The sequence below is a fragment of the Sphingosinicella sp. YJ22 genome (assembly GCF_011320075.1).
Lineage (GTDB): Bacteria > Pseudomonadota > Alphaproteobacteria > Sphingomonadales > Sphingomonadaceae > Allosphingosinicella.
In genome coordinates, this window is sequence record NZ_JAANPA010000035.1 from 1 (window position 1) to 25142 (window position 25142).

Below are 25142 nucleotides of genomic sequence, written 5' to 3' on the forward strand. Positions count from 1 at the left end.
CGTTCCCCGTGGCCGGAGCTCAGCCGTGTGCTCTTCCGCTCTAGCTCGAGCCCGTTGCCGCCCGGCCGTCGCAACGACGACGCAGCGCTCGCCGGTGCGGCGCGCCTCGGGCGGCAACGGGCTCGACCTGTCGACGATCACCACCATCTGCCGCGCTGCCGGGGGACAGGACAATCCGGCGCAATTCCTGTCGACGCTCGCGCGGGCTTACTCGCTGTCGGCCGATGAAAGCGCGACCATCCGCACGAACTGTGCCGCCTACCTCGCCGGCCAGGCCGACGCTCGCGGCCGCCGCTAGGTCGGCCCTTCACCTGGACTAATATTTGTGCTTTGATCCCCGTCCGGCCAGGTGCCGGGCGGGGGCAAGCATGAAATTGCTGACCGTGATCGGGACACGTCCCGAAGCCATCAAGATGGCGCCTGTCCTGCGGGCGCTCGCGACTTGCGAGGCTGTCAGTTCTCGTCTGTGCGTCACTGGACAGCATCGTGAGCTGCTCGGACAGTCACTCGCCGTTTTCGATATTGCGCCCGACATCGACCTACGCCTCATGGCACCGGAGCAATCGCTGAACGGATTTTTCGCCCGAGCGATGATCGCCCTCGGCCGCGTGCTGGCTGCGGAGCAGCCGGACAGGGTGGTCGTGCAGGGCGATACGGTCTCCGCGCTTGCCGGCGCGCTGGCCGCCTTCCAGCGGCGCATCCCGGTCGCCCATGTCGAGGCGGGGCTGCGCACGTTCGACACCACCAATCCATGGCCAGAGGAAGGTTATCGCCAGACCATCGACGCCATCGCCGACCAGCTCTTGGCTCCCACGGCCGCGGCCGCGGCGAACCTCCACGGCGCGGTCCGCAAATCGGTCTTGGTGACCGGCAACAGCGGCGTCGACGCCGTGCATTGGATCCTCGGTCGGCTCGCGCACGACCGCAAGCTGCGGCTGGCGGCGGACGCAGCGATGCCCGCCCTTCCCGGCGACCGCCCGCTGCTGCTCGCCACGATCCACCGCCGCGAGAGCTTCGGCGAACCCCTGCGCCAAATCTGCGCAGCCCTCGCGCGCATCGCGGCGGGGCGGGCGCACATCGTCTTGCCGGTGCATCCCAATCCTGAAGTTGCCGGACCGGTCCGCGCGATCCTCGCCAATCGCGCCGGCATCACCCTGGTCGATCCCCTGCCCTTCCCTGCGATGGTCCGCCTCATTCAACGCGCCGACCTGATCCTCACCGACTCAGGCGGGGTGCAGGAGGACGCGGCGACGCTGGGCAAGCCGGCGCTTGTGCTGAGAACTGTGACCGATCGCCCCGAAGCCGTGGCGGCGGGCCTCGCCCGGCTAGCCGGGACCGCGACTGACGCCGTCATCGCTGCGACGGAGGCCGAGCTCGAGCAGCTTCGGCTGCGGCCGCTCCACTCGGTCGACCCAAATCCGTTCGGCGACGGCCGCGCCTCCGAACGCATCGTCGCGGCATTGCTGGGTCGGCCTGTCCCCTCTTTCGAGGTGTCGGGCTCGCAAGCACCCCCTGTTCCTATTCGGCTGGTCGGCTAAAGCGACCCTGTGGAATCGGATGTCCTGATCGTCGGCGGCGGGGTGGCCGGGCTGTCGCTCGCCGCCGCTCTGTCAGGGCAGCGCAGGGTCACCGTGCTTGAAGCCGAGGGCTCGCTAGGTCACCACAGTTCGGGCCGCAGCGCCACGTTCAGCCATTTCGGCATCGGCAACGAGATCGTTCGCGGCCTCACGGCGGCGAGCCGCGACTTTTTCAAGCAGCCGCCGGACGGCTTCAGCGAAGCCCCCATCGCCCGCACGGCAACGGCGCTGTTCATCGCCACCGAAGCGATGCTCGCGACGCTCGACACGCTCGAGGACGCGATGAGGCAGCACGCACCCGGCGTCCGGCGTGTCGGCGAGGCGGAGATGGTGTCGCTGTTTCCGCCGCTGCGCACCGGTCCGGGGGCCGTTGTCGCGGGCATCGTCGACGCAGATGGCCTGCGCCTCGACGCCGACGCGCTGCTTCAGGGCTATGCACGCACCATCCGTTCGCGCGGCGGCAAGGTGCTGGCCGAGGCGCGGGTCGCATCGGTGGCGCCTCAGCGTGGCGGATGGGCAGTTGTGACCGATACCGGCGATCGTCTCGCCGCGCCGATCCTGGTCAATGCCGCCGGGGCCTGGGCCGACGGCATCGCGCGCATGGCGAACGTCGCGCCGCTGGGTCTGCGCCCGCTGCGCCGCACTATCATCATCGTCGATCCGCCCGGCGGCGCCGATGTCGCCGGATGGCCGTTCGTCAAGACCGCGGTTGACGACTTCTATATCCTTCCCGAAGGCGGCCGCCTCGCCGCCTCGCCGGTCGACGAGGTGCCCGACGATCCCTGCGACGCCCAGCCGGAGGACTATGACATCGCCCTAGCTGCCTGGAAGGTCGAGGAATATACGACGCTCGCGGTGCCCCGGGTCCAGCATCGCTGGGCCGGTCTGCGCACCTTCGCATCCGACCGAACGCCGGTCGCCGGATTCGATCCTCGCGTCCCGGGCTTCTTCTGGCTGGCCGGGCAAGGCGGCTTCGGCCTGCAGACCGCGCCGGCAATGGCCGAAGCGGCGGCGGCGCTCATCTTATCCGCGGCATGGCCGGAACAGCTTGCGGCGCTTGGCATTTCCCCCCATGTCCTGGGGCCCGAACGACTGATCCATGGCTGACGATTATCCAAGCCGAGCGCGCCAGGCCTATGCCATGGACGACGACACCGACTGGCTCGACATCCCCGAGCCGGAGGATCCACACCCGACGAGCGCTCACCGCTGGCCACGCTGGTTCAGCCTTACTCTCAAGGCGCTGCTCGTCCTGTTCGCTTTGCTGGTCGCCTGGCTGACCTTCACCGCGCCGCTCAACCGCTCGCTTCAGCCGCTCGGCGCGCCGAGCCTGGTCGTGCTCGCCTCGAACGGCGAGACGATCGCGCGGCGCGGGGCGATCATCGAGAACGCGGTCGACGTGACGCAACTCCCGCCGCACGTCGCCCAGGCCTTCATCGCGGTCGAGGACCGCCGCTTCTTCCGCCATGTCGGAATCGACCCCTGGGGCCTTGCCCGAGCGATGGCGCGCAATCTGAGTTCGGGCCGCATGGTCGAGGGCGGCAGCACGATCACCCAGCAGCTCGCCAAGACCAGCTTCACCGGCGCCGACCGGACCGGAACGCGCAAGATTCAGGAAGCCTTCATCGCGCTGTGGCTGGAGGCATGGCTGTCCAAGGAGGACATCCTCAGCCGCTATCTGTCCAACGTCTATTTCGGCGACAACGTCTATGGGCTGCGCGCCGCCGCCCACCATTATTTCTCGGTTCCGCCGGAAGAGCTGACCATGGCGCAGGCGGCAATGCTTGCCGGCGTGGTCAACGCGCCGTCGCGGCTCGCGCCGACCCGCAATCTCGAGGAAGCGCGCGAGCGCGGAGCTCTGGTCGGGCGCCGCATGGTCGAGGCAGGCTTCATTTCCGAACGCGAGCGGCGGGCGCTGCGTCCGGCGCGGCTGCGTGTTGCTCCGCGCGACCGCACCCCGACCGGCACCTATTTCGCCGACTGGGTGCTCGCCGAGACCGGCCAGGTCGAGGACGAGGAGACCTATGGCGAGCGCGAGATCCGCACCACGCTCGACATGGATCTCCAGCGCCTCGCCGAGCGAACAATCCGCGGCGCCGGTCTCGGCCGCGCCCAGGCGGCTCTGGTCGCCATGCGCACCGACGGCAGCGTCGTCGCCATGGTCGGTGGCAAGAATTACGCCCAGAACGCCTTCAATCGCGCCACCCAGGCGCGGCGCCAGTCCGGCTCGACCTTCAAGCTGTTCACTTATCTTGCAGCGCTTCGGCGCGGCTATTCGCCGGGCACGCCGGTCGCCGACACCCCGCTGACCCTCGGCGACTGGAGCCCGCAAAATTATGGGGAGAGCTATGCGGGCACGATCCCGCTCGCCGAGGCGTTCGCCCGGTCGAGCAACGTCGCCACGGTCCGAATCTCGCAGGCGGTCGGTCTCGATGAGGTGATCCGCGCCGCCCGCGACCTCGGAGTCACCAGCCCGCTTCCCGCCCATCCCAGCCTGCCGCTGGGCACCGCCAGCACCACGCTGATCGAAATGACCGCCGCCTATGCCGCGGTCGCCGCCGACGGCTATCCGGTGGTGCCGAACGGGCTTGCCGAACGCGCGTCCGGCGAGAGCTGGTTCGGCGACTGGTTTCCCACCGAGCGGCGCAACCTCCAGCGCGACCGTGCCTTCGCGCCGATGCGCGACCTCCTCGCGGGCGTCGTCCAGCGCGGCACGGGCACCACCGCGAACCTGTCCGTGCCGACGTTCGGCAAGACCGGCACCACCCAGGACTATCGCGACGCGCTGTTCATCGGCTTCGCCGGCGACCTCGTCGTCGGCGTGTGGATCGGCAATGACGACAACCGTCCGCTGCCCGGAATCACTGGCGGCGCCCTGCCCGCGCGAATCTGGCGCAGCTTCATGACGGGAGCCCTCGACGTGACCCCCGCCGCCCCGGCCTCCGCCCCGCAAGCCGCGCCGATCCAGGAAGAGCCGACCAACGCCGTCGACCCGAACGCCTCCCCGTTCCTCGGGCCGGACGGTCAGCCGATCGAAGTGATCCCGTTCGATCCGGACGCGCCTCCGCCGCAGCAGGGTGAGCCGCAGCCGACCCAACAACAGCCGGGCACCCCGCCGGTCCGGCAGCCGCCGGCTGGGCCGCCGCCGTCAGGTCCGCAGCCCACACAGCCGCGCCAGCCCGAGGTTCGCCCCCCGAGCGGAGACAGGCCGGTCGACCAGCCGCGGCCGACAGGGCGCTAGCATGGGTGGTTCCGGGGCACAGGAGCGGACGGACCTCGCCGAGGATCGCACCGTGCTCGCCAACGAGCGAACATTCGCGGGCTGGCTCCGCACCGGCCTCGGCTGCGTCGCCGTCGGCCTCGCCTTTCAGGCCTTGTTCGAGAGGATGGAACCCGCGTGGGTGCCCAAAGCGATCGCGACGGCCTTCGTCGCGATCGGCATCCTCGTTTTCACGCTCGCCCGCCGCAACGCCTGTACGGTGCTGCGGCGGATCAACCCTCACGAAGTGAAGCCGGCGGGGGTGCTCACGCTTGAATTAACGACGTGGATTCTGTCGCTAGGCGCGGCGTCGCTGATCGCGGCATTGTGGCTGGCCCGCTTCGAGTGACCCGCCCGAGCGGCATCCGCGTACGGTCCATCTCCCGCTTCTTGTCATAGAGCTTCTTGGCCGCATAGGCGCCGGCGACCAGCAGGCCGGTTCGCATCGACATACGGCGGAGGAGCGCTGGCCCGGCGAGGCCGATGAGGGCCCCGCCAACGCCGCTATGATTGGCGGTGACTCGCTGGCCGATGCGCCGCCCGACTTCGGCCCGGATGAGCTGGCGGATCATGCGTCTTTCCTCCCGATTGCTTGGCTGAAGAGCGCGGCAGCGGGGCCATTGTTCCGGGCGATCATGCGAGGAACAGATCCGCCGCCGCCTCGACCACCGCGTCCACGTCGAGGCGATAGGCGCGATAGAGATCGGGCAGGTTGCCGGTCTGGCCGAAGCGGTCGATGCCGAGCGGACTGACCTTGTGGCCCACCACTCCGCCGAGCCAGCTCAGCGACGCCGGTGCGCCGTCGATGAGGGTCACCAGACCGGCCTCGCGCGAGAGCGGTGACAGAAGCTTCTCGACGTGGCTCGGTTCGCTCGCCTTGCCGCTCCAGCGGGCGGTCTGGCGGGCGCTCCAGCCGCGGTGGAGCAGGTCGGGGGAGGTAATGGCGAGAAGGCCAAGGCCCGGCAAATCCTCGCTGAGCGCGTCCCAGGCGGCGAGCGCTTCCGGCGCGATGGCGCCCGAATAGACGATCGCCGCTTCCGCGCCCGGCGCCGGCTCGCGCAGCCAGTAGCCGCCGGCAATTGCGCCGGCCTTCCAGCTGTCGTCGGCGCGCTCGATCTGGCGGATCGTGCGGGTGGTGAGTCGGAAATAGACGCTCTCGCCGTCCTCGCGCTGCATCAGGCGGAAGCTCTCTTCCATGAGGAGCGCCAGCTCATCGACGAAGGCGGGCTCGTAATGGCGAAGGCCCGGCTGGCCGAGCGCGATCAGCGGCGGGTTGATCGACTGGTGGGCGCCGCCCTCCGGCCCGAGAGTCACGCCCGACGGGGTCGCGACCAGCATGAAGCGCGCGTCCTGGTAACAGGCGTAATTGAGGGCATCGAGGCCGCGGGCGATGAACGGGTCGTAGACGGTGCCGATCGGGAACAGGCGTTCGCCGAAGAGGTCGCCAGCGAGGCCGATCGCGGCGAGCATCAGGAACAGGTTGTTCTCGGCGATTCCGAGCTCGATATGCTGGCCCGCCGGGCGCCCGGCCCATTTCTGCGCCGAGGGGATCTTGGCGGCGGCGAACACGTCGGCCAGCTCCTGGCGGCGGAACAGGCCGCGCTGGTTCACGAAGCCGCCGAGATTGGTCGAGACGGTGACGTCGGGCGAGGTGGTGACGATTCGGTCCGCGAGCGCGCCGCCCGCCTTGGCAAGCTCGTTGAGGATCTTGCCGAACGCGGCCTGGGTGGATTGCTCATCGCCCGACGGCGGCGCGATCGCCGGCACGTCGGCGACGTTCCACGGGCGCGGGCGCTTATCGCGGGCGACGCGGCTGGACTCGACGAGGTTGCGCGCCGCCTCGGCGCTGTTGCCGCCAAGGCCGGCCCAGGGCTCCCATTCCTCGCCCTCGGCCACGCCCATCTGCTCGCGCAGAGCGGCGACCTGGCCGGGGTTCATCAGGCCGGCATGGTTGTCCTTGTGGCCGGCGAACGGCAGGCCGAAGCCCTTGATCGTATAGACGATGAACAGCGTCGGCACGTCGTCCTGAGCCGCGTCGAACGCCTCGACGAGGCTCGCCATGTCGTGGCCGGCGAGATTGGTCATCAGCGCCTGGAGAGCGTCGTCGTCGCGCGCGTCGAGGAGCGGCTTCGTCTCCGGCGCGTCCTTGAGGAGCCGCTCGCGCCAGGCGGCGCCGCCGAGGTAGGTGAGCGCGGCATAGTCGGCGTTGGGCGCGTCATCGATCCAGGCCTTGAGCGCTTCGCCGCCCGGCTCGGCGAAGGCGGCTTCCATGGCCTTGCCATATTTGAGCGTGGCGACGCGCCAGCCGCACGCCGCGAAAATCTCGTCGAAGCGGCGGAACATGCGGTCCGCGGTCGTCGCGTCGAGGCTCTGGCGGTTATAGTCGACGATCCACCAGCAATTGCGGATGTCGTGCTTGGCCGCCTCGATCAGGCATTCGTAGATATTGCCCTCGTCGAGCTCGGCATCGCCCATCAGCGCGACCATCCGGCCCGTCTCGGCCGGGTCCATCAGGCCGTGGGCGACGAGATAATCCTGGATGAGGCTGGCGAAGGCGGTGACCGCGACCCCGAGGCCGACCGAGCCCGTCGAGAAATCGACCGGGATCTTGTCCTTGGTCCGGCTCGGATAGGACTGCATGCCGCCGAACCCGCGGAAATTCTCGAGTTGCTCGCGGCTCTGGCTGCCCATCAGATAGTGGGCGGCGTGGAGCACCGGGCCGGCGTGGGGCTTCACCGCGACCTTGTCGTTCGGCCCGAGCGCATGGAAGTAGAGCGCCGCCATGATCGCGGTCATCGAGGCGCAGCTCGCCTGGTGGCCGCCGACCTTCAGCCCGTCCGCGCTCTCGCGAATGTGGTTGGCGTTGTGGATCGTCCAGGAGGCGAGCCAGCGCAGCCGCTCCTCGATCAGGTTGAGGGCGTCGATGTCGGGCGTAGCGGTCTTCTTCAGCATGGCGCCGCCTTAGATCGGATTTTGCTGACGCAAAACCGATCTGCGTTCCTTGAAGGTCGCGCTTGCCGGGCCGGCAGGCGGGTCCGCCTGCCTCGCAACCGCCTAAGATCGGATTTGCTGGCGCAAAACCGATCTGGATTCATTGATGGTCGCGCTTGCCGGGCCGGCAGGCGGGTCCGCCTGCCTCGCAACCGCTCCGGCGACCAAAGCTGACAGATGAAGCCGACAGACCGACACATGCCATTCATCTCCGGTCCGCTTCGTCAGCTCTGTCGGTTTTGCCTGTCCCGGGCGGATAAAGCGCGTCGAGCAGGCGGTCGAAAGCCTGCCGCTCCGGGCTGCCGGGAAGCAGGCCGCGGGTGCCGGGCGGTCGCCGGACGGGCGATGGCGGCGGTGCCCAAGCCGCGGCCGCAGCGATGCGGGCGTGCCGCGCATGGGCGAGTGCGGCATCCCACACCACGGCGAAACTCTCTGCGCCGGGCCGGCCGCGCAGGTCGTAGGCTGTCGCCCGGCTCTTGCCGACCCGGCCCGCCGCCTCCGCAACCGAACCGCAGCGGGCAAGCAGGAGGATGAAGCGGAATTGCAGCTCGGGCGACCAGCCGTCGTGACGCGGCTTGAGCGGCACGGGCGTGAAGTGAAGAAAGGGTGCCAGCGACATGATTCGCCGAACATATCATGAACGACATGCTGTAGGAAAATGCCGCGACTAGGGGACCCGAGTGTCCGCTTTGGGTGGAAAGTGGACATCACTGTAGTAGGCTGCGGTTATGGAAGAACCAGCAGCATCCAAGCCGACGGTCCGGAAGCGGGCGGAGGAGATCAAACCGTTTCAGTGCAAGCATCTCATTGCCGTGATCGAGAACCCTACCGACGTGAAGAACATCGGGACCGTGATTCGTAACGTGAACGCCCTTGGCGTGGAGAAGGTCTACGTCGTTGATCCCCGCCGCTCGCTGCCTGACGACTGGCAGGATTTACGAGAGCGCAAGTCCGTCTCGAAGACCTCGGTCTCAGCGGTAAAATGGACGTTCGTTAAGCGCTTCGACAGCACCGATGATTGCTTTGACCATCTCGAAAGAAAGGGGTTCAAGTCGATCGTCACGTCACCGCACGTCAAGGGCAAGAGGTGCATCTTCCTCCACGAGGGCGATTTTACAGAGCACAGCAAGCTGGCGGTCTGGTTCGGTAGCGAGGCCCTGGGGATCAGTGATCGTGCCGTTGAGCGGAGCGAGATGTGCGTCAGCATCCCGATGTTTGGCATGATCGAGAGCCTCAATCTCGGCACCAGCTCTGGCATCGTCCTCTACGAAGTAGCAAAGCAGAGGCGCGAATATCAAAGCCGGTTCAGGCTGCGTAAGCGAAGAGGTGAACGCAAGACTCCACTGCCCACAGTGATCATGCCAAACCATCAGACCTCGTGAACGTCCGCAATGGGTCGAAAGCAGACGGCGGCAGACTGGGATGGCGATGACGCCGAAAAGCAGTCGGGCCCGGACGGGAAGCTAGCGTCCGGGCCCGTTGTCGCGCCTCCCCGCGCGAACTCTGAAGATCGTATCGCTTAGGCCGCGATCTGCTCGTCGCCCGCAACGCGGTGGTTGCGCCGGAACAGGCCTTCGCCGGTCGTGCCTCCGTCCGCCAGCGGCAGAGCGGTCGCGCAGAAGGCGCATTCCGCGAGCAGGCGGCCGATCAGCCAGTGGGTCCGACCGCAGCCGGGGCAGCGATTGACCTCATGCGCGTGGTAGACCGGCTGATAGCCCCGGATTGCCGGGTTGATCGGACCGCGCACGTCGCTGATCGAGATGACGTTCGACATGAAACTCACTCCCTTTCACTGCCCTCAGTATATGAGGCGCCGGTGAGCCGTGCATGAACGTCGACGAAATGATCAGTTCAGGCGATCAGGGCGCCAAAGGCGCGTCTCGGCCCGACCAAGGCCGCAGCCGGCAAGGCCAAGCGACCAAATTCCAGAGAGTTAGCCGAGCGACTCGCCTTCCGGCGCGCCGCGGCCGAGCTTGTCGGGGAGCGGCTCGCCGTTCGGCGTGAACTCAAGGCTGACCGAGTTGATGCAGAAACGCAGGCCGGTCGGCGGCGGGCCGTCGTCGAAGACATGGCCCTGGTGGCTGCCGCAGCGGCCGCAGACGATCTCGGTGCGGACCATTCCGTAACTGGTGTCGCGGATGGTCTCGAGATGGCCCTCCGCATAGGGGCTGGTGAAGCTCGGCCAGCCGGTGCCGCTCTCGAACTTTGCGCCGCCGTTGAACAGCGGCAGGCCGCACAGGCGGCAGGTGTAGACGCCGGGTCTTTTCTCCTGGAGGAAGACGCCGCAAAACGGCGCCTCGGTGCCGTGGTTGAGAAGCACCCTCGCCTCGTCCTGCGTAAGCGTCGCTTCCAGCTCCTGCCGCTGCTGGTCGGTCGGCGGCGTCAGGTCGAAAGTCATGGCGGCGGTGTCGGTCATTGCGGATCTCCAGCTTTCGCGCCCGACATAGGCGCTCCCGCCCGACCTTGCATCAGTTGGCCGCGGCGTAGGCCTCAAGGTTGGCGAGATGCGCGTCGACCTCGTCCTTCGGCAGGAAGGAGCCGAGGAAGCTGTTGCGGGCGAGCGTGACGAGGTCGTCGCGGCCGAGGCCCCTCGCCTCCGCGGCGGCGCGGAAATTGTCGTTCACGTAGCCGCCGAAATAAGCGGGGTCGTCGGAGTTGAGGGTGACGCGAAGGCCTTCGCGGAGCATCCGGTCGACCGGGTGGACGTCCATGCTGGGAACGACGCAGAGCTTGAGGTTGGAGAGCGGGCAGACGGTCAGAGTCATCTGCTCGTCGGCGAGGCGGCGAACCAGCGCGGAATCATCGAGGCTGCGATTGCCGTGGTCGAGGCGGTCGATGTGCAAGAGGTCGAGCGCTTCCCAGACGTAGTCGGCGGGGCCCTCCTCGCCGGCATGGGCCACGCGCTTGAGGCCGAGCTCGGCGGCACGGGCGAACACGCGCTCGAACTTGCTCGGCGGGTGGCCGAGCTCGGAGCTGTCGAGGCCGACCGCCTCGATGCGGTCGAGCCAGGGCTCGGCTTGCGTCAGCGTCTCGAACGCCGCTTCCTCGGAGAGATGACGGAGGAAGCAGAGGATCAGCCTTGAGGTAATGCCGTGCCTCGCCCTGGCCTCGTCCATTCCGGCGAGTAGGCCCTTGATCGCGGTGTCGAAGGGGATGCCGCGGTCGGTATGGGTCTGGGGGTCGAAGAAGATTTCCGCGTGGACCACCGAGTCGGCGGCGGCGCGGTCGAAATAGGCCATCGCGAGGTCGCGGAAATCCTCCTCGGTCTGGAGGACGTTGGCGCCCTGATAATAGATGTCGAGGAAGTCCTGAAGATTCGAGAAGCTGTAGGCGGCGCGGACCTCCTCCACGCTGTTGAACGGGATGTCGACGCCGTTGCGCCTGGCGAGAGCGAACATCAGCTCGGGCTCGAGGCTGCCCTCGATATGCATGTGAAGCTCGGCCTTGGGCAGGCCGGCGATGAAGGCGGCGAGATCGGTCATGTGCGGTCCCCTCGTATCGGACCCGAAGCTACCCGCTCGTCCCGAGCGAAGTCGAGGGGCGCTGGGCAAAGGTTGGTGTGGACGCCCTTCGACTTCGCTCAGGACGAGCGGAGGGGTTTGTGTTTTGCTCTTAGGCCAGCCGCTCGGGGACCTCGGTCGCGTCGCCGAGGATGTGCTCGGCGGTCGCCACCGCTTCCCACGGGAAGACGAACCAGCGCTTGTCGGCGGAGCGGTCCATGTCGGTGCCGGCATATTCGACGCGGGCCTTGGAGCTCACGTTGTTCACCAGCACGGCGACGCGGATATGCTCCTCGCGGCAGCCGTGGCTGGCGAGGACGTCGCGAAGGTAGGCGATGGTCGAGCCGCTGTCGTTGATGTCGTCGACGATCAGGATCTTGGAGCCCTCGCGGCTCTTGGCGGCGAGCTTCTCGAGCAACTCGTCGGCGAACGCGGCGTCGCCGGAGCTGTGGTCGACCGAGAGCATGGTGATTCCCGTGCGGTGCGAGAGATAGGCCGCGGGCACGAGGCCGCCGCGGCCGACGCCGACGAGGAAGTCGGGCTTCCAGGGGTCGGCGTCGAGCTTGCGCGCGATCGCCTCGAGGTCGCTCAGGAACGCCTCATAGGGGACATAGTAGAGTTCGGGGTTCGCACTCGTGGACATCGATCCCCTCCTCTTCTCAGGCTCAGCCGAGCGCCTTCTTGAGCAGCTCGTTGACGACCTGTGGATTGGCCTTGCCGGCCATCGCCTTCATGGTCTGGCCGACGAAGAAGCCGAACAATTTGTCCTTGCCGCCGCGATATTCGGCGACCTTGTCCTCGTTGGCGGCCATGATCTCGGCGATGACCTTGTCGATGGCGCCGGTGTCGCTGGTCTGCTTGAGGCCGCGCTCCTCGACGATTCTACCCGGGTCCTGGCCGGTCTCGAGCATAATCTCGAACACCTGCTTGGCGAGCGTGCCCGACAGGGTGCCGTCGGCGACCAGGCCAAGCAGGTCGGCGCCCTGCTTGGGCGAGACCGGGCTGTCGGTGATGTCGCGGCCAAGCCGGTTCAGGGCGCCGAACAAGTCCGAGATCACCCAGTTGGAAGCCGCCTTGCCGATTTCGGGCCCCGCCTTGCCGGTCGCGGCCAGCAATTCCTCGAACCAGCGCGCGGTCGTCACGTCGGCGGTGAGCACCGATGCATTGTAGGCGCTGAGGCCGAGCTCCTGCTCGTAGCGGTGACGCTTGGCGTCCGGCAGCTCCGGCAGGGTCTCGCGGCATTCGTCGAGGAACGCGTCCGAAAGCTCGACCGGAAGCAGGTCCGGATCCGGGAAGTAGCGATAGTCGTGCGCTTCCTCCTTGGAGCGGAGGCTGCGCGTTTCGCCCTTATCCGGATCGAACAGCCGGGTCTCCTGGACGACGGTGCCGCCCTCCTCCAGCACCTCGACCTGACGATTCGCCTCATATTCGATCGCCGCCATGATGAAGCGGACCGAATTGACGTTCTTGGTCTCGGTGCGGGTGCCGAACGGCTGGCCGGGCTTGCGCACGCTGACATTGACGTCGGCGCGCATCGAGCCCTGCTCCATATTGCCGTCGCACGAGCCGACATAGCGCAGAATGGACCTGAGCTTACGCACGTAAGCCCCTGCTTCCTCGGGAGAACGCATGTCAGGCTTCGACACGATCTCCATCAGTGCGACGCCCGAGCGGTTAAGGTCGACATAGGAATAAGACGGATGCTGGTCGTGAAGCATCTTGCCCGCATCCTGCTCGAGGTGGATGCGCTCGATGCCGATCTGCTTGGCGGTGCTCTCGTCCTTGTCGTCGAGAAGCACCTCGATCACGCCCTCACCCACGATCGGGTGGTAGAGCTGGCTGATCTGGTACCCCTGCGGAAGGTCCGGATAGAAATAATTCTTCCGGTCGAATCGCGACCAGGCGTTGATCTGCGCATTGAGCGCCATGCCGGTGCGCACGGCCTGGCGGACGCACTCCTCGTTGAGGACCGGGAGCATGCCCGGCATCGCCGCGTCGACGAGGCTGACCTGCTGGTTGGGCTCGGCGCCGAACTCGGTCGCGGCGCCGGAGAAGAGCTTGGCGTTGGACACGACCTGCGCGTGGACCTCGAGGCCGATCACGACCTCCCACTCGCCGGTGGCGCCATGGATACGATAGCTGCTCATTACCACCATGCCTTCGGACGATGGGTGAAGCCGGAGCGCTCTTCCAGAGCGAGGCCGGCGTTGAGGACGCCCTGCTCGTCGAACGGGCGGCCGATCAGCTGAAGGCCGAGCGGCAGGCCTTGGCCGTCGAGGCCGGCGGGCACCGACATTGCGGGGAGGCCGGCGAGGCTCGCCGGAACCGCAAACACGTCGTTGAGGTACATGGCGAGCGGGTCGGAACTCTTGTCGCCAAGCGCGAAGGCGGCGCTCGGGGCGGTCGGCGTGAGGATCAGGTCGACCTCGTTGAACACGCGTTCGAAGTCGCGCGCGATCAGCGCCCGAACCTTCTGCGCCTGGTTGAAATAAGCGTCATAGAAGCCGGCCGACAGCACATAGGTGCCGATCATGATGCGGCGCTTCACTTCCGAGCCGAAGCCGTCGTGACGGGTCGCCTGGTACATGCCGTCGATGCCGCCGTCGCTCGTCCCGCGAAGGCCGTAGCGGACGCCGTCGTAGCGGGCGAGGTTGGACGACGCCTCGGCCGGCGCAATGATATAGTAGGTCGGTAGCGCGTACTTCGTGTGCGGCAGCGAGACCTCGACGATCTCCGCACCGGCGTCGCGCATCCGCTCGATGCCCTCGTCCCAGACCCGGCCGATCTCCTCGGGAATGCCGTCGATGCGATATTCCCTGGGGATGCCGATGCGCTTGCCGCGGATGTCGCTGCTCAGCGCCGCTTCCCAGTTCGGCACGGGCATGTCGAGCGAGGTCGAATCCTTGGGGTCGAAGCCACTCATCGCCTCGAGCATGATCGCGCAATCGCGGACGTCGCGGGCCATCGGCCCGGCCTGGTCGAGGCTGGAGGCGAAGGCGACGACGCCCCAGCGCGAGCAGCGGCCGTAGGTCGGCTTGATGCCGCTGATGCCGACGAAGGCGGCTGGCTGGCGGATCGAGCCGCCGGTGTCGGTGCCGGTCGCGCCCGGGCATAGGCGCGCAGCGACCGCCGAGGCGCTGCCGCCCGACGACCCGCCCGGCGCCAGCGGGGCATTGCCCCCGTCATTGCGCCGCCACGGCGAGATCACCGGGCCGTAGGCGCTGGTCTCGTTCGACGAGCCCATCGCGAACTCGTCCATGTTGAGCTTGCCGAGCATCCCGGCGCCGGCGTCCCACAGCTTCCGACTGACCGTGCTCTCGTAGACCGGCTTGAAGCCGCCGAGCATGTTGCTGCCCGCGGTGGTCTGCACACCCTTGGTGGCGAACAGATCCTTCATGCCGATCGGCACGCCCGAAAGCGGCTTGAGGTCGTCCGAAGTGCGGGCCTGGTCGGCGGCGTCGGCTGCGGCAAGGGCGTGCTCCGGCGTCTCGACGACATAGGCGTTGAGCGAGCGGCCCTTCTCGACATTGGCGATAAAGCCTTCGGCGACCTCGCGCGCGGTGAAGCTGCCGTCGCGGACGCCGTCGCGGATCGCGGCGATGGAAAGATCGGTGAGGTTGGACACTATTCGATCACCTTCGGCACGGCGAAGAATCCGTGTTCGGCAACGGGCGCATTGGCGAGCACGTCGTCGCGGATGCCGCCGTCGTTCACGACGTCCTGGCGCATGCGCAGCGTGTTGGGGATGACGGCGGTCATCGGCTGGACGCCGGTCACATCCACCTCCTGAAGCTGCTCGATCCAGCCGAGGATGTTGTTGAGCTCCGGCTCCAGGGCCGCGACCTCCTCGTCGGAGACCGCGATGCGGGCCAGCTTGGCGATATGGCGCACGGTGGCTGCGTCTACGGACATTCAAAAACCTTTTGGAGACGGGATCGCTCGCGATCCCCTGCCGGGCTGCTAGCAGCCACGCTGCAGTGCGGCAAGGAGAGCGCGGGCTTGCATCCGCCTTTCGGTTCGGCTCTGAGGCCCGCCATGGCCAAGCACCGTCGAAGTTGCGCAACCCGGTTCCTGTGGCTGGTCGCGATCATCACCTTTCTCGTCATCGCCGGCGGAATCGCCTATTCGGCGCTGGCGCCTGTCCTGATCCGCTGGGCGACGATCCCGACCACCGAGTTCGTCGAGGTGCCCAAGGCGCCCAACGTCACTTATGCGGACGCGGAGCTGTGGATCGCCCGCCCTGACATCGCGGACAATCCGTCGCTGTGGCTGCCGGAGGGCGCTCACCCCGCCGACGGCGAACCCCGGGCGTCGGTCTTCTTCATCCACCCGACGTCCTTCCTCGAGCGCGACGCCTGGAACGCCCCGCTCGACCATCAGGAATCGCAATGGCGCGCAGGCCTGTTCGTGCGCAGCCAGGCGAGCGCGTTCAACCATGTCGGCCGGGTGTGGGCGCCCAAATACCGCCAGGCGACGTTCGGCGCCTTTCTGACCGAGCAGGACGATGCGCGCCGCGCGCTCGACTTCGCCTATCGCGACGTCCTCGCCGCCTATGAGGAATTCCTCAAGCAGGCGCCGGCGGACAGCCCGATCATCCTCGCCGGCCACAGCCAGGGCAGTCTCCACCTGCTGCGGCTGCTGCGCGAGCGCCTTCGCGACGCGCCCGAGAAGAGCCGAATCGCCGCGGCCTATGTGGTGGGGTGGCCGATCTCGATCACCGCCGACCTCCCCGCCCTTCCCTTCCCCGCCTGCGAACGCGCCGGCCAGGCCGGATGCATCCTGTCGTGGATGAGCTTCGCCGAGCCCGCCGACCCGGCGATGATCGTCGAGACCTGGGAGGCGACCCCGGGCCTCAACGGCCAGCCGCGCGCCGGCACGGCGATGGTCTGCACCAACCCGCTCACCCGAAATGCCGGCGATGCGGCGCCGCGCGAGGCCAATCTCGGAACGCTCATCCCAAATGGCGATCTTACCCATGCGTCGCTTCAACCGCGGGGAGCCCCGGCGCGCTGCGACGCGCGCGGCTTCCTGCTGATCGGCAACGATCTGCCCGACCTTGGCAATTACGTGCTCCCGGGAAACAACTACCACGTCTACGATTACGCCCTGTTCTGGTCGAACATCCGCGCCGACGTCGAGGAGCGGCTTAGGGCGTTCATGGGCGAACGCGAATGATCGTGGGAAACACGGCCGAGTTTCGAGCAGCGCTGCCGAATGGCGGGCGCCTGATGGGGCTCGACGTCGGCACCAGGACGATCGGCCTGGCGCTGTGCGATTCGGGCTGGACCATCGCCACGGCGGCCGAGCTGATTCGTCGAACCAAGTTCGCCGCCGACCTCGACAAGCTTCGCGGCATCGTCGCGGCGCAGAGCGTGAAGGGCATCGTCATCGGCCTTCCGCTCAACATGGACGGCAGCGATAGCCCACGCACTCAGTCGACCCGCGCCTTCGCCCGCAACCTCGCCCCGCTCGGCCTGCCGGTGCTGCTGTGGGACGAGCGCTGGTCGACCCAGGCTGTTACCCGCACGCTGATCGACGCCGACGCCAGCCGCGCCCGCCGCGCCGACCTCGTCGACAAGATGGCTGCCGCCTACATCCTCCAGGGCGCGATCGACGGGTTGGTCGGATTCGGAACCTAATAGTCGGCGAGAAGCCAGCGCGCCGCCTCAGCCGGAGTCCTTTTGTCGACATCGCGGTCGACCATCAGGTTCGCCTGCCGCATCCGATCGACTCGGATCGCCCCGACGAGCGGGCGAAGAGCGCCGAGAAAGCGCTCGTCCCGGGCCCGCCGAGGCGCCGCCAGAAGCAGGGCATCGTAGCTCGGCAGCGCGGCGCGCGGATCGGCCAGCGTGACGAGATCGAGATCGGCGATTCGTCCGTCCGAGGAGAAAGCCGAGATGACGTCGACCGAGCCATCGGCCACGGCCCGGTACATGAAGGTCGGACTGTAGGAGCGGTGCTCGGCGAACCGAAGGCCGTAAGCCCGCTCCACCGCACGCCATTCTGGCCGAGTGAGGAATTCGAGGTCGGCACCGAGGCGCAACCGAGGCGCTGACCGGGCGAGCTGATCCAGACTGGAAATGCCGAGCTCCGCCGCCCGCTCCCGCCGCATCGCCAGCGCATAGGCATTCTCGAAGCCGAGCGGACCGATGACAGCCACCCCGTCACGCCGGGCGAGCAGCTCGCTCAGCTGCTGCCGCATCTCGGCCGCCGGCGGATTGTCGGTGCGGGCCAGAATGTTGGCCCACAAGGTGCCGCTGTAGTCGACGTAGACATCGATATCGCCGGCGGCGAGCGCTCGGTAGGCGACGGTGGAGCCGAGGCCGTCGCGGCGTTCGGTGCGGTAGCCGGCGGCTCGAAGCCGCTCCTCGATCGCGCTCGCCAGGATGAACTGCTCGGAGAAGTTCTTGGCGCCGATCACCACCGTCTCCTGCTCCGGCGCGTTGCGCCAGGGCACGAAGGCGACAAGAAGCGCGGCGGCGATGAGACCAAGGCCAAGGCGCACGCGCCAGCGGGAGCGGCGCGCCAGGCCCGATTCGACCAGCGCCAGCACGCCATCGGCGGCCAGCGCGAGCACGGCCGCGCCGAGACAGCCGACGAGGACGCGCAGCCAGTTCTCGGTCTGCAGGCCCGAGAAGATGAGGTCGCCCATGCTCGGCTGGCCGACGGTCGTGGCGAGGGTCGCGGCGCCGATCGTCCACACCGCGGCTGTACGAATTCCAGCGAGGATGACCGGGGCGCCGAGGGGCAGCTCGACCAGAAGCAAGCGCTGCCGGCGGGTCATGCCAATGCCTTCGGCCGCTTCGCGCACGCCGGGATCGATTCCGGCCAGCGCCGCGACGCCGTTCCGGACAATGGGCAGAAGCGCATAGAGGCTGAGCGCGATCAGCGCGGGCAGGAAGCCGAGCGCCGGAATGGCGAGGCCGCTCGCCTGCCCCAGCACCAGCAGCATCGGGTAGAACAAAGCGAGCAGCGCCAGCGCGGGAATGGTCTGGATCAGGCCGACGGCGCCGAGCAAGGCGCCCCTCACCCGCCTTCGCTCCCACGCCCACCAGGCCAGCGGCAGGCCGACCGCAACGCCGATGCCGATCGCTGCCAGGCTGACGCCGAGATGGGCGCGCATCAGGACCGGAAGGTCGCCCAGGGCCTCGGCAAGCGCCGGGTTCATCGCCCCTCCGCGAGGGCATGAAGCCGCTCGGCCTGGCGGCGCGGCACGTCGACCAGGGCGCGCACCTCCGGATCTTGCGAGGACAGTAACTCAGCGGGCGGCAGATCCGCTCGGACCCGACCGTCGATCAGAACCACGATGCGGTCGGCGATCAGCAGCGCCTCGGCCATGTCGTGCGTAACCATGATCGACGTGAGAGCCAGGCTGTCGTGAAGCGCGCGATAGGAGCGGCCGAGCTCGTCGCGGGTGACCGGGTCGAGAGCCCCGAACGGCTCGTCCATCAGCATGATGCGGGGCCCGGCGGCGAGCGCCCGGGCGACCCCGACTCGCTGCGCCTGGCCACCCGACAGGCTCGACGGCATGCGCCCGGCGAACTCCCGCGGCAGCGCGACGAGATCGAGCAGCTCGGCGACTCGCCCCTCGCGCTCCGTCGCCGGCGTTCCTGCCAGGCGCGGCACGATCCAGATATTCTCGGCGACCGTCATGTGCGGGAACAGCCCGATGCCCTGGATGACGTAGCCGATGCCCCGCCGAAGCTCGGTCACCGGCATGTCGCGAACGTCGCGGCCATCGACCCGGACAATGCCCTCGTCGGGTGCCGCCAGCCGGTTGATCGATTTCAGCAAGGTGGTCTTGCCCGACCCCGAGGGTCCGACCAGCGCGACGAACTCGCCCGCCGCCGCCGTCAGGCTGACGCCGTCCAGGGCCGTGCCTGCACCGTGGCGCTTGGTGACGTCGGCCAGCTCGATCATCGGCTTTGTCAGCTTCCGTCCCCCCTTCAGGCCAACTAGCCGGAGCGGCGCCCTTCCCGTCAAGCGCTGGACCATGTGCGGCACTGATGCGTAGAGCGGGGCATGACCGTTCTCCTCTCGATCGACGTCGAAGCCAGCGGCCCTGCGCCGATGCATGGCGACATGATCAGCTTCGCCGCGGTGATCATCGAGGAGGGGCTGAGCCGGACCTTCGACTCGGGCAACATGCGCCCGGAAAGCGAGCATTATTGGCCCGAGGCCTATGCGGCGATCGGCATGACCCGCGAGGAGCATCTCGCCGCGCCTTATTCGATCCGCCAGCGCATCCTCGATTTCGCCGACTGGCTCGAGGGCATGCGCGAGCCCCGGCGCCGCTTCATCATGGTCAGCGACAATCCCGGGTTCGACTTCCAATGGATGAATTTCGAGCTCTTGAACCACACCAACCAGCAACTGCTCGGCCATTCGGCCCGGCGAATCGGCGACGTCTGGTCGGGCCTGCGGAAAAAGCCGCTCGAGACGGCGACCTGGAAGCGCTACCGGATCACGCCGCACGACCACACGCCGCTCAACGACGCGATGGGCAATGCCGAGGCCTGGCTGGAGATGTGGCGACAGCATGGCTGAGCGGATGCGCGCGATGGAGTTCCGAGCGGTCGGCGAACCGCTGAGCTCCGTCGAACGCCCCCTCCCCTCGCCCGGTCCCGGCGAGTTGCTCCTCAAGGTCTCGGCCTGCGCCGTCTGCCGCACCGACCTCCACATCGTCGACGGCGACATCGTCGGTCCGCGCCCGGTCGTGCCCGGTCACGAAGTCGTCGGGCGAGTCATCGCCGTCGGCGGCGATGTCACCGGATTTGCCGTCGGCAACCGCGTCGGCGTTCCCTGGCTCGGCGGCACCTGCAGGACTTGCCCCTATTGCATGAGCGGCGCGGAGAATCTGTGCGATTTCCCGACCTTTACGGGCTTCAGCCGCGACGGCGGTTTCGCGACTCACATGGTCGCAGACGCCCGCTACTGCTTCGCCATCCCCGATGCCTATGACGACCATCAGGCCGCGCCACTGCTGTGCGCAGGCCTCATAGGCTTTCGCTCCTATCGAATGGCGGGAGACGCGCCGCGGCTCGGCCTCTACGGCTTCGGCGCCGCCGCCCATATCCTCGCCCAGATCGCCGTCGGCGACGGGCGCCAGGTCTTCGCCTTCACCCGGCCCGGCGACTCGGCAGGCCAGGATTTCGCCAGGCGTCTCGGCTGCGCATGGGCGGGCGCGTCCGGCGAGACGCCGCCGGAGCTGCTCGACGCCGCGATCATCTTCGCGCCGGTCGGAGCGCTGGTTCCGGAGGCCTTGCGACGCGTGCGAAAGGGCGGCCGAGTCGTCTGCGCCGGGATCCACATGAGCGACATCCCCGGCTTTCCCTATGCCGATCTGTGGGAAGAGCGGCAGATCATGTCCGTCGCCAACCTGACCCGCGCGGACGGCATCGCGTTCATGGACGCGGTGGCGCGGCGGCCGGTGAAGGTCAGCACCACGCCGTTCCCGCTCGATCAGGTGAACGAAGCGCTCGCGGCCGTGCGCGCCGGCACCATCGAGGGCGCAGCGGTGCTGGTGCCGTGAAGGATCGGTCGATCGAAAGGTCGAGGCGTGGTGGGCGCGGCAAGGATTGAACTTGCGACCCCACCCGTGTGAAGGGTGTGCTCTACCACTGAGCTACGCGCCCACGCCTCGAAGGCAACGGTCCGATGTGGTGGTCCGGACCGGCGCCGCAGCGGCCGAAGCCGTGCGGGAGGCGGGTCCATAACCGTGCGCGCCGCGCCTGTCCAGACGGCAGGCGGGCGCAGCAAGCCTCAGGTGTTGACCGAGTCCTTGAGACCCTTGCCCGGCTTGAACTTGGGCTGGGTCGATTCCTTGATCTGCATCGGTTCGCCGGTGCGCGGGTTGCGGCCCGTCGAGGCCTTGCGCTGCGAGCAGGAGAAGGTGCCGAAGCCGACCAGGCGCACTTCGTCGCCGCGTTTGAGGGCGTTGCTGATCGTGTCGAACACCGCTTCAACCGCTCTGGACGCATCCCCCCGCGCCAGTCCCGTCGTGTCGGCAACCTGGCCGATAAGCTCCTGCTTGTTCATTTGCTGCGCACCCCTGCCGCTGATTCCCCCTTGGCCGCGCGACGGCCAGAGGCGCGGATGATGGTCGCAGCCATGCGCGAGAGTCAAACGGAAAGGGGCGCATTTCCGCCGGAAACGCGCCCCTTCTGCTCAGCTATCGTTGCTGCGCCGCAACAATCAGTGCCGGATCGAAACACCGCCAGTTTCGCCGGGGCCCTGAAGCTCCGACGGAGGCACCGCCGCGAGCTCGTCACTCTCGGTCCACTCGATCGGCGAGATCGGCGTGACCAGCGCGTGGGCAAGCACCTCGTCGACATGGGCGACGGTGACGATCTCGAGACCCTCGCGGATGTTCGCCGGGATGTCGGCGAGGTCTTTTTCGTTCTCGGCCGGGATCAGCACCTTGGTGATGCCGCCGCGCATCGCCGCGAGCAGCTTCTCCTTCAATCCGCCGATCGGCAGCACGCGGCCGCGCAGGGTGACCTCGCCGGTCATCGCGACGTCGCGGCGCACGGCGTTGCCGGTCAGGGTCGAGATGATCGCGGTGACCATGCCGATGCCCGCCGACGGGCCATCCTTCGGCACCGCGCCCTCGGGCAAGTGGACGTGGATGTCCTTGCGCGCGAACAGGCTCGGCTTGACGCCATAAGCCGGCGCGCGGGCGCGAACGAAGCTGAATGCGGCCTGGACCGACTCCTGCATCACCTCGCCCAATTTGCCGGTGGTCTTGATCGTGCCCTTGCCCGGGACAGTGACCGCCTCGATGGTCAGCAGCTCGCCGCCAACCTCGGTCCAGGCGAGGCCGGTGACGGCGCCGATCTGGTCCTCCTCCTCACTGATGCCGTGGCGGAATTTCCGCACGCCGGCATAGTCGGAAAGGTTGTCGGGCGTGATGGTGACGCTCTCCGCCTTCCCTTCGAGGATGTGGCGCAGCGCCTTGCGGGTGAGCCGCGCGATCTCGCGCTCCAGCGTACGCACGCCGGCCTCGCGGGTGTAGTAGCGGATCAGGTCGCGCAGGCCGTCCTCGGTCAGCGTGAACTCGCCTTCCTTGAGGCCGTGACTCTCGACCTGCTTGGTCAGCAGGTGTCGCTTGGCGATCTCGACCTTCTCGTCCTCGGTATAGCCCTCGAGCCGGATGATCTCCATGCGGTCGAGCAAGGGCTGCGGCAGGTTCAACGAGTTCGCCGTGGTGACGAACATCACGTCGGAAAGGTCGTAATCCAGCTCCAGATAATGGTCCTGGAACTTGTTGTTCTGCTCCGGATCGAGCACCTCGAGCAGCGCCGAGGCGGGATCGCCGCGGAAATCCTGGCCGAGCTTGTCGATCTCATCGAGCAGGAACAGCGGATTGCTCGTGCCGGCCTTCTTGAGGTTGCTGACGATCTTGCCCGGAAGCGAGCCGATATAGGTCCGCCGGTGGCCGCGGATCTCGGCCTCGTCGCGGACGCCGCCCAGCGACTGGCGGACGAACTCGCGGCCCGTGGCGCGCGCGATCGAGCGGCCAAGCGAGGTCTTGCCGACGCCGGGCGGGCCGACGAGGCACAGGATCGGACCCTTGAGCTTGTTGGTGCGGGCCTGGACCGCGAGATATTCGACGATCCGCTCCTTGACCTTCTCGAGGCCGTAATGGTCCTCGTCGAGGATCCGCTCGGCCTCGGTGATGTCGTGCTTGAGCTTGGACTTCTTGCCCCAGGGCAGGCCGAGCAGAACGTCGAGATAGTTGCGGCTGACCGTCGCCTCTGCCGACATCGGGGCCATGGCGCGCAGCTTCTTCAGCTCCGAATTGGCCTTGGACTTGGCTTCCTTGGAAAGCTTGGTCCGCTCGATCTTGCGGGCGAGCTCGGCGAGCTCGTCGCCGCCGCCTTCCTCGCTCTCGTTGCCGAGCTCGCGCTGGATCGCCTTCAGCTGCTCGTTCAAATAATATTCGCGCTGGGTCTTCTCCATCTGCCGCTTCACGCGGCTGCGGATCTTCTTCTCGACCTGGAGGACGCCGAGCTCGCCTTCCATGAAGGCATAGGCCATCTCCAGCCGGCGCACCGGGTCCTGCTCGGCGAGCAGGGCCTGCTTGTCGCTGACCTTGATCGAGATGTTGGCTGCGACCGCGTCGGCGAGCCGCGACGGCTCCTCGATCTGACTGAGCTGCATGCCGGTCTCGGCCGGAAGCTTGCGGTTCAGCTTGGCATAATTCTCGAACTGCTCGACCACCGAGCGCATCAGAGCGGCGACTTCGGCGCCGTCGGGCTCCTCGCCTTCGAGCAGGTCGACTTCCGCGGTGAGGTGGCCGCCTTCGCCCGACAGCGTCGCCAGGGTCGCCCGCTGCTTGCCCTCTACCAGCACGCGAACGGTACCGTCGGGAAGCTTCAGCAGCTGCAGCACCTGGGCGATGACTCCGAGGTCGTAGAGCGCCTCGCGGTCGGGATCGTCCTCGGCGGGATCGAGCTGCGAGACGAGGAAGATGTTCTTGTCCGCCGCCATCGCGCTCTCCAGCGCCGACACCGACTTGTCGCGCCCGACGAACAGCGGGACGATCATGTGCGGGAAGACGACGATGTCGCGAAGCGGGAGGACGGGATAGGATTGGGTCACAAGCTACTCCTCGCGGAGCCGAATGACTCCGCTTCCCCAGACATATGGGGCACTGACTCCAAAGCATCAATTAGCACAGCGGTCTTAGCTGTGGGTTACGGCCGAGCCTCGATGATGAGGTTGAACGGCGTCTCGGTGGCAACCCTGACCCGGCTGAAGCCCGCCTCGGTAAGCAGGTCGGACAGTCGTTTCGGCCCCGCCTGGGCGCCGAGCGCGGTGCCGACCTCCTGAGCGAGCGATCCCGGCGTGCAGATCATGGTGGAGGCCGAATAGTACATGCGTCCGACCGGGTTGAGGTTGTCGGCAAGGGTCTCGCCGGCAAACGGCTCGACCAGCATGAACACGCCGTCGGGCTTCAGCATCTGGCGGATTCGCCGGGCGGCGCCGAGCGGGTCGCCCATGTCGTGCAGGCAATCGAAGCAGGCGACGAGGTCGTAATCGGCCCCGGGAACGTCCTTCGCCGCGGTCACCTCGAAATGGAGATTGGCCGGGCCACCCGCCTCCAGCGCCGCTTCGCGGGCGCGGTCGATCGACGCGCCGTGATAATCGTAGCCGTAGAAGCGGCTGTTCGGGAACGCCTGGGCCATGACGATGGTCGAGGCGCCGGCGCCGCAGCCGATGTCTGCGACCTTTGCTCCCGCCTGAAGCTTCTCGACCACGCCGGGCATCGCCGGCAGCCATTCGGCGACGAGATGGGCGCGATAGCCGGTGCGGAAGAACTGCTCGGTGCCACGGAACAAGCATTCGTGATGCTCGTGCCAGCCGACGCCGGCGCCGCTTCGGAACGCCTCGGCGATCTTCGGCTCGTCGATATAGACCGACCCGATGAGCTGGAACGCGCTCGCCACGAACACCGGCGAGTCGCGGTCGGCGAGCGCCATCTGCTGCTCCGGCGACATCGAGAACAGGCCGGTGTCCGCGTCGAAGTCGACGAAGCCGGAGGCCGCCTGAGCGGCGAGCCATTCGCGGACATAGCGCTCGGCCATGCCGGTCCGGTTGGCGAGGTCCAGCGAGCTTGCCGGCCCGATCTCGGCGAGGGCGCGGTAGAGACCGAGCTTGTCGCCGACGATGACCAGCGCCCCGCTGATCGCGGCGGACATGTCGTCCACCATCTTGCGCATGAAGGCCTGGAGCTTGTCGGGATCGGCCGTGTAGCTGAGCGTTGGAGCGGCAGTCTGCTGCGAGTCCATGTCACACCTCCGTGCGAGTCGG

Annotated in this window: 24 protein-coding genes and 1 tRNA gene; 10 read left to right on the forward strand and 15 right to left on the reverse strand. The window is 67.7% G+C overall.

The window, feature by feature from the left end:
- Nucleotides 1–94: 94 nt before the first annotated feature.
- From G7B71_RS12135 to G7B71_RS12155, 5 genes are all read left to right on the forward strand, one after another.
- Nucleotides 95–298, forward strand: a complete 204-nt coding sequence (locus G7B71_RS12135) for a hypothetical protein (protein WP_166041242.1) — start codon at nt 95–97, stop codon at nt 296–298.
- A gap of 70 nt (nt 299–368) precedes the next feature.
- Nucleotides 369–1538, forward strand: coding sequence for a UDP-N-acetylglucosamine 2-epimerase (non-hydrolyzing) (gene wecB / locus G7B71_RS12140; RefSeq protein ID WP_166041244.1), 1170 nt, complete (start codon nt 369–371; stop codon nt 1536–1538).
- Between the two features lie 9 nt (nt 1539–1547).
- The gene (locus tag G7B71_RS12145) at nt 1548–2684 is read left to right on the forward strand and encodes an FAD-dependent oxidoreductase (protein WP_166041246.1); all 1137 of its coding nucleotides are present in this window, start codon (nt 1548–1550) and stop codon (nt 2682–2684) included.
- Nucleotides 2677–4818 (forward strand): transglycosylase domain-containing protein, encoded by a 2142-nt coding sequence (locus G7B71_RS12150; RefSeq protein ID WP_207774788.1) that lies wholly within the window; start codon nt 2677–2679, stop codon nt 4816–4818. The genes G7B71_RS12145 and G7B71_RS12150 overlap by 8 nt, the downstream gene beginning before the upstream one ends.
- A gap of 52 nt (nt 4819–4870) precedes the next feature.
- Nucleotides 4871–5185: a DUF202 domain-containing protein gene (locus G7B71_RS12155; RefSeq protein ID WP_207774789.1), complete on the forward strand. Its 315-nt coding sequence runs from the start codon at nt 4871–4873 to the stop codon at nt 5183–5185.
- 284 nt (nt 5186–5469) lie between these two features.
- On the opposite strand, the gene G7B71_RS12160 is transcribed toward G7B71_RS12155, so the two are convergent.
- Nucleotides 5470–7788: a transketolase gene (locus G7B71_RS12160; RefSeq protein WP_166041250.1), complete on the reverse strand. Its 2319-nt coding sequence runs from the start codon at nt 7786–7788 to the stop codon at nt 5470–5472.
- 244 nt (nt 7789–8032) lie between these two features.
- The gene (locus tag G7B71_RS12165) at nt 8033–8446 is read right to left on the reverse strand and encodes a hypothetical protein (RefSeq protein WP_166041252.1); all 414 of its coding nucleotides are present in this window, start codon (nt 8444–8446) and stop codon (nt 8033–8035) included.
- A 109-nt stretch (nt 8447–8555) separates the two neighbouring features.
- On the opposite strand from G7B71_RS12165, the gene G7B71_RS12170 reads away from it, so the two are divergent.
- Nucleotides 8556–9209, forward strand: coding sequence for an RNA methyltransferase (locus G7B71_RS12170; protein ID WP_166041254.1), 654 nt, complete (start codon nt 8556–8558; stop codon nt 9207–9209).
- Between the two features lie 137 nt (nt 9210–9346).
- Here the strand turns inward: G7B71_RS12170 and G7B71_RS12175 are convergent, their stop codons facing one another.
- The 7 genes from G7B71_RS12175 to gatC all read right to left on the reverse strand — a co-directional run bounded on the left by G7B71_RS12175 (nt 9347) and on the right by gatC (nt 15239).
- Nucleotides 9347–9601, reverse strand: a complete 255-nt coding sequence (locus G7B71_RS12175; protein WP_207774790.1) for a hypothetical protein — start codon at nt 9599–9601, stop codon at nt 9347–9349.
- Between the two features lie 159 nt (nt 9602–9760).
- Nucleotides 9761–10243 (reverse strand): peptide-methionine (R)-S-oxide reductase MsrB, encoded by a 483-nt coding sequence (msrB, locus tag G7B71_RS12180; RefSeq protein WP_166041256.1) that lies wholly within the window; start codon nt 10241–10243, stop codon nt 9761–9763.
- Between the two features lie 52 nt (nt 10244–10295).
- Nucleotides 10296–11309 carry an adenosine deaminase gene (locus G7B71_RS12185; RefSeq protein WP_166041257.1) on the reverse strand — a complete coding sequence of 338 codons (1014 nt, stop codon included), beginning with the start codon at nt 11307–11309 and terminating at the stop codon, nt 10296–10298.
- Between the two features lie 130 nt (nt 11310–11439).
- Complete coding sequence (locus tag G7B71_RS12190) at nt 11440–11970, reverse strand: phosphoribosyltransferase family protein (protein WP_166041259.1); 531 nt, start codon at nt 11968–11970, stop codon at nt 11440–11442.
- Nucleotides 11971–11992: 22 nt separating this feature from the next.
- On the reverse strand, nt 11993–13474 hold the full coding sequence (gene gatB, locus G7B71_RS12195; RefSeq protein WP_207774791.1) for an Asp-tRNA(Asn)/Glu-tRNA(Gln) amidotransferase subunit GatB: 1482 nt from the start codon (nt 13472–13474) through the stop codon (nt 11993–11995).
- Complete coding sequence (gene gatA / locus G7B71_RS12200; protein ID WP_166041264.1) at nt 13474–14952, reverse strand: Asp-tRNA(Asn)/Glu-tRNA(Gln) amidotransferase subunit GatA; 1479 nt, start codon at nt 14950–14952, stop codon at nt 13474–13476. The genes gatB and gatA overlap by 1 nt, the downstream gene beginning before the upstream one ends.
- On the reverse strand, nt 14952–15239 hold the full coding sequence (gatC, locus tag G7B71_RS12205; protein ID WP_166041266.1) for an Asp-tRNA(Asn)/Glu-tRNA(Gln) amidotransferase subunit GatC: 288 nt from the start codon (nt 15237–15239) through the stop codon (nt 14952–14954). The genes gatA and gatC overlap by 1 nt, the downstream gene beginning before the upstream one ends.
- A gap of 123 nt (nt 15240–15362) precedes the next feature.
- On the opposite strand from gatC, the gene G7B71_RS12210 reads away from it, so the two are divergent.
- Nucleotides 15363–16502: a DUF3089 domain-containing protein gene (locus G7B71_RS12210; protein WP_166041268.1), complete on the forward strand. Its 1140-nt coding sequence runs from the start codon at nt 15363–15365 to the stop codon at nt 16500–16502.
- Entirely contained in the window at nt 16499–16966 is a 468-nt protein-coding gene (gene ruvX, locus G7B71_RS12215) for a Holliday junction resolvase RuvX (RefSeq protein ID WP_166041270.1), read from the forward strand. The genes G7B71_RS12210 and ruvX overlap by 4 nt, the downstream gene beginning before the upstream one ends.
- Here ruvX and G7B71_RS12220 read toward each other — a convergent pair.
- Nucleotides 16963–18495, reverse strand: coding sequence for an ABC transporter permease/substrate-binding protein (locus G7B71_RS12220; protein WP_166041272.1), 1533 nt, complete (start codon nt 18493–18495; stop codon nt 16963–16965). The two genes, ruvX and G7B71_RS12220, sit on opposite strands and share 4 nt — an antisense overlap.
- On the reverse strand, nt 18492–19247 hold the full coding sequence (locus G7B71_RS12225) for an ABC transporter ATP-binding protein (protein WP_166041274.1): 756 nt from the start codon (nt 19245–19247) through the stop codon (nt 18492–18494). Before G7B71_RS12225 ends, G7B71_RS12220 begins: the two co-directional genes overlap by 4 nt.
- Nucleotides 19248–19349: 102 nt before the next feature.
- Between G7B71_RS12225 and G7B71_RS12230 the strand changes: the two genes are divergently transcribed.
- Nucleotides 19350–19874, forward strand: a complete 525-nt coding sequence (locus G7B71_RS12230) for an exonuclease (protein ID WP_166041276.1) — start codon at nt 19350–19352, stop codon at nt 19872–19874.
- Nucleotides 19867–20859, forward strand: coding sequence for a zinc-dependent alcohol dehydrogenase family protein (locus tag G7B71_RS12235; protein ID WP_243406231.1), 993 nt, complete (start codon nt 19867–19869; stop codon nt 20857–20859). Before G7B71_RS12230 ends, G7B71_RS12235 begins: the two co-directional genes overlap by 8 nt.
- A gap of 28 nt (nt 20860–20887) precedes the next feature.
- Here the strand turns inward: G7B71_RS12235 and G7B71_RS12240 are convergent.
- From G7B71_RS12240 to G7B71_RS12255, 4 genes are all read right to left on the reverse strand, one after another.
- Nucleotides 20888–20962: transfer RNA gene (locus G7B71_RS12240), tRNA-Val, on the reverse strand.
- Between the two features lie 127 nt (nt 20963–21089).
- Nucleotides 21090–21365: an HU family DNA-binding protein gene (locus G7B71_RS12245; RefSeq protein WP_166041278.1), complete on the reverse strand. Its 276-nt coding sequence runs from the start codon at nt 21363–21365 to the stop codon at nt 21090–21092.
- 156 nt (nt 21366–21521) lie between these two features.
- Nucleotides 21522–23930, reverse strand: coding sequence for an endopeptidase La (gene lon / locus G7B71_RS12250; RefSeq protein ID WP_166041280.1), 2409 nt, complete (start codon nt 23928–23930; stop codon nt 21522–21524).
- A gap of 95 nt (nt 23931–24025) precedes the next feature.
- A complete protein-coding gene (locus tag G7B71_RS12255) occupies nt 24026–25120 on the reverse strand; it encodes a class I SAM-dependent methyltransferase (protein ID WP_166041283.1) in 1095 nt (364 codons plus the stop codon).
- Nucleotides 25121–25142: the final 22 nt, after the last annotated feature.

What these genes read in the sequence shown, in the direction of transcription:
- G7B71_RS12150 (WP_207774788.1), top strand. Translation starts at nt 2,677, where the DNA reads ATGGCTGACGATTATCCAAGCCGAGCGCGCCAGGCCTATGCCATGGAC.
- G7B71_RS12225 (WP_166041274.1), bottom strand. Translation starts at nt 19,247, where the DNA reads ATGATCGAGCTGGCCGACGTCACCAAGCGCCACGGTGCAGGCACGGCC.
- G7B71_RS12255 (WP_166041283.1), bottom strand. Translation starts at nt 25,120, where the DNA reads ATGGACTCGCAGCAGACTGCCGCTCCAACGCTCAGCTACACGGCCGAT.
- G7B71_RS12165 (WP_166041252.1), bottom strand. Translation starts at nt 8,446, where the DNA reads ATGTCGCTGGCACCCTTTCTTCACTTCACGCCCGTGCCGCTCAAGCCG.
- msrB (WP_166041256.1), bottom strand. Translation starts at nt 10,243, where the DNA reads ATGACCGACACCGCCGCCATGACTTTCGACCTGACGCCGCCGACCGAC.
- wecB (WP_166041244.1), top strand. Translation starts at nt 369, where the DNA reads ATGAAATTGCTGACCGTGATCGGGACACGTCCCGAAGCCATCAAGATG.
- G7B71_RS12190 (WP_166041259.1), bottom strand. Translation starts at nt 11,970, where the DNA reads ATGTCCACGAGTGCGAACCCCGAACTCTACTATGTCCCCTATGAGGCG.
- G7B71_RS12235 (WP_243406231.1), top strand. Translation starts at nt 19,867, where the DNA reads ATGGCTGAGCGGATGCGCGCGATGGAGTTCCGAGCGGTCGGCGAACCG.
- G7B71_RS12185 (WP_166041257.1), bottom strand. Translation starts at nt 11,309, where the DNA reads ATGACCGATCTCGCCGCCTTCATCGCCGGCCTGCCCAAGGCCGAGCTT.
- G7B71_RS12245 (WP_166041278.1), bottom strand. Translation starts at nt 21,365, where the DNA reads ATGAACAAGCAGGAGCTTATCGGCCAGGTTGCCGACACGACGGGACTG.
- G7B71_RS12230 (WP_166041276.1), top strand. Translation starts at nt 19,350, where the DNA reads ATGACCGTTCTCCTCTCGATCGACGTCGAAGCCAGCGGCCCTGCGCCG.
- ruvX (WP_166041270.1), top strand. Translation starts at nt 16,499, where the DNA reads ATGATCGTGGGAAACACGGCCGAGTTTCGAGCAGCGCTGCCGAATGGC.
- gatB (WP_207774791.1), bottom strand. Translation starts at nt 13,474, where the DNA reads ATGAGCAGCTATCGTATCCATGGCGCCACCGGCGAGTGGGAGGTCGTG.
- G7B71_RS12210 (WP_166041268.1), top strand. Translation starts at nt 15,363, where the DNA reads ATGGCCAAGCACCGTCGAAGTTGCGCAACCCGGTTCCTGTGGCTGGTC.
- G7B71_RS12160 (WP_166041250.1), bottom strand. Translation starts at nt 7,788, where the DNA reads ATGCTGAAGAAGACCGCTACGCCCGACATCGACGCCCTCAACCTGATC.
- G7B71_RS12175 (WP_207774790.1), bottom strand. Translation starts at nt 9,601, where the DNA reads ATGTCGAACGTCATCTCGATCAGCGACGTGCGCGGTCCGATCAACCCG.
- G7B71_RS12220 (WP_166041272.1), bottom strand. Translation starts at nt 18,495, where the DNA reads ATGAACCCGGCGCTTGCCGAGGCCCTGGGCGACCTTCCGGTCCTGATG.
- gatC (WP_166041266.1), bottom strand. Translation starts at nt 15,239, where the DNA reads ATGTCCGTAGACGCAGCCACCGTGCGCCATATCGCCAAGCTGGCCCGC.
- G7B71_RS12170 (WP_166041254.1), top strand. Translation starts at nt 8,556, where the DNA reads ATGGAAGAACCAGCAGCATCCAAGCCGACGGTCCGGAAGCGGGCGGAG.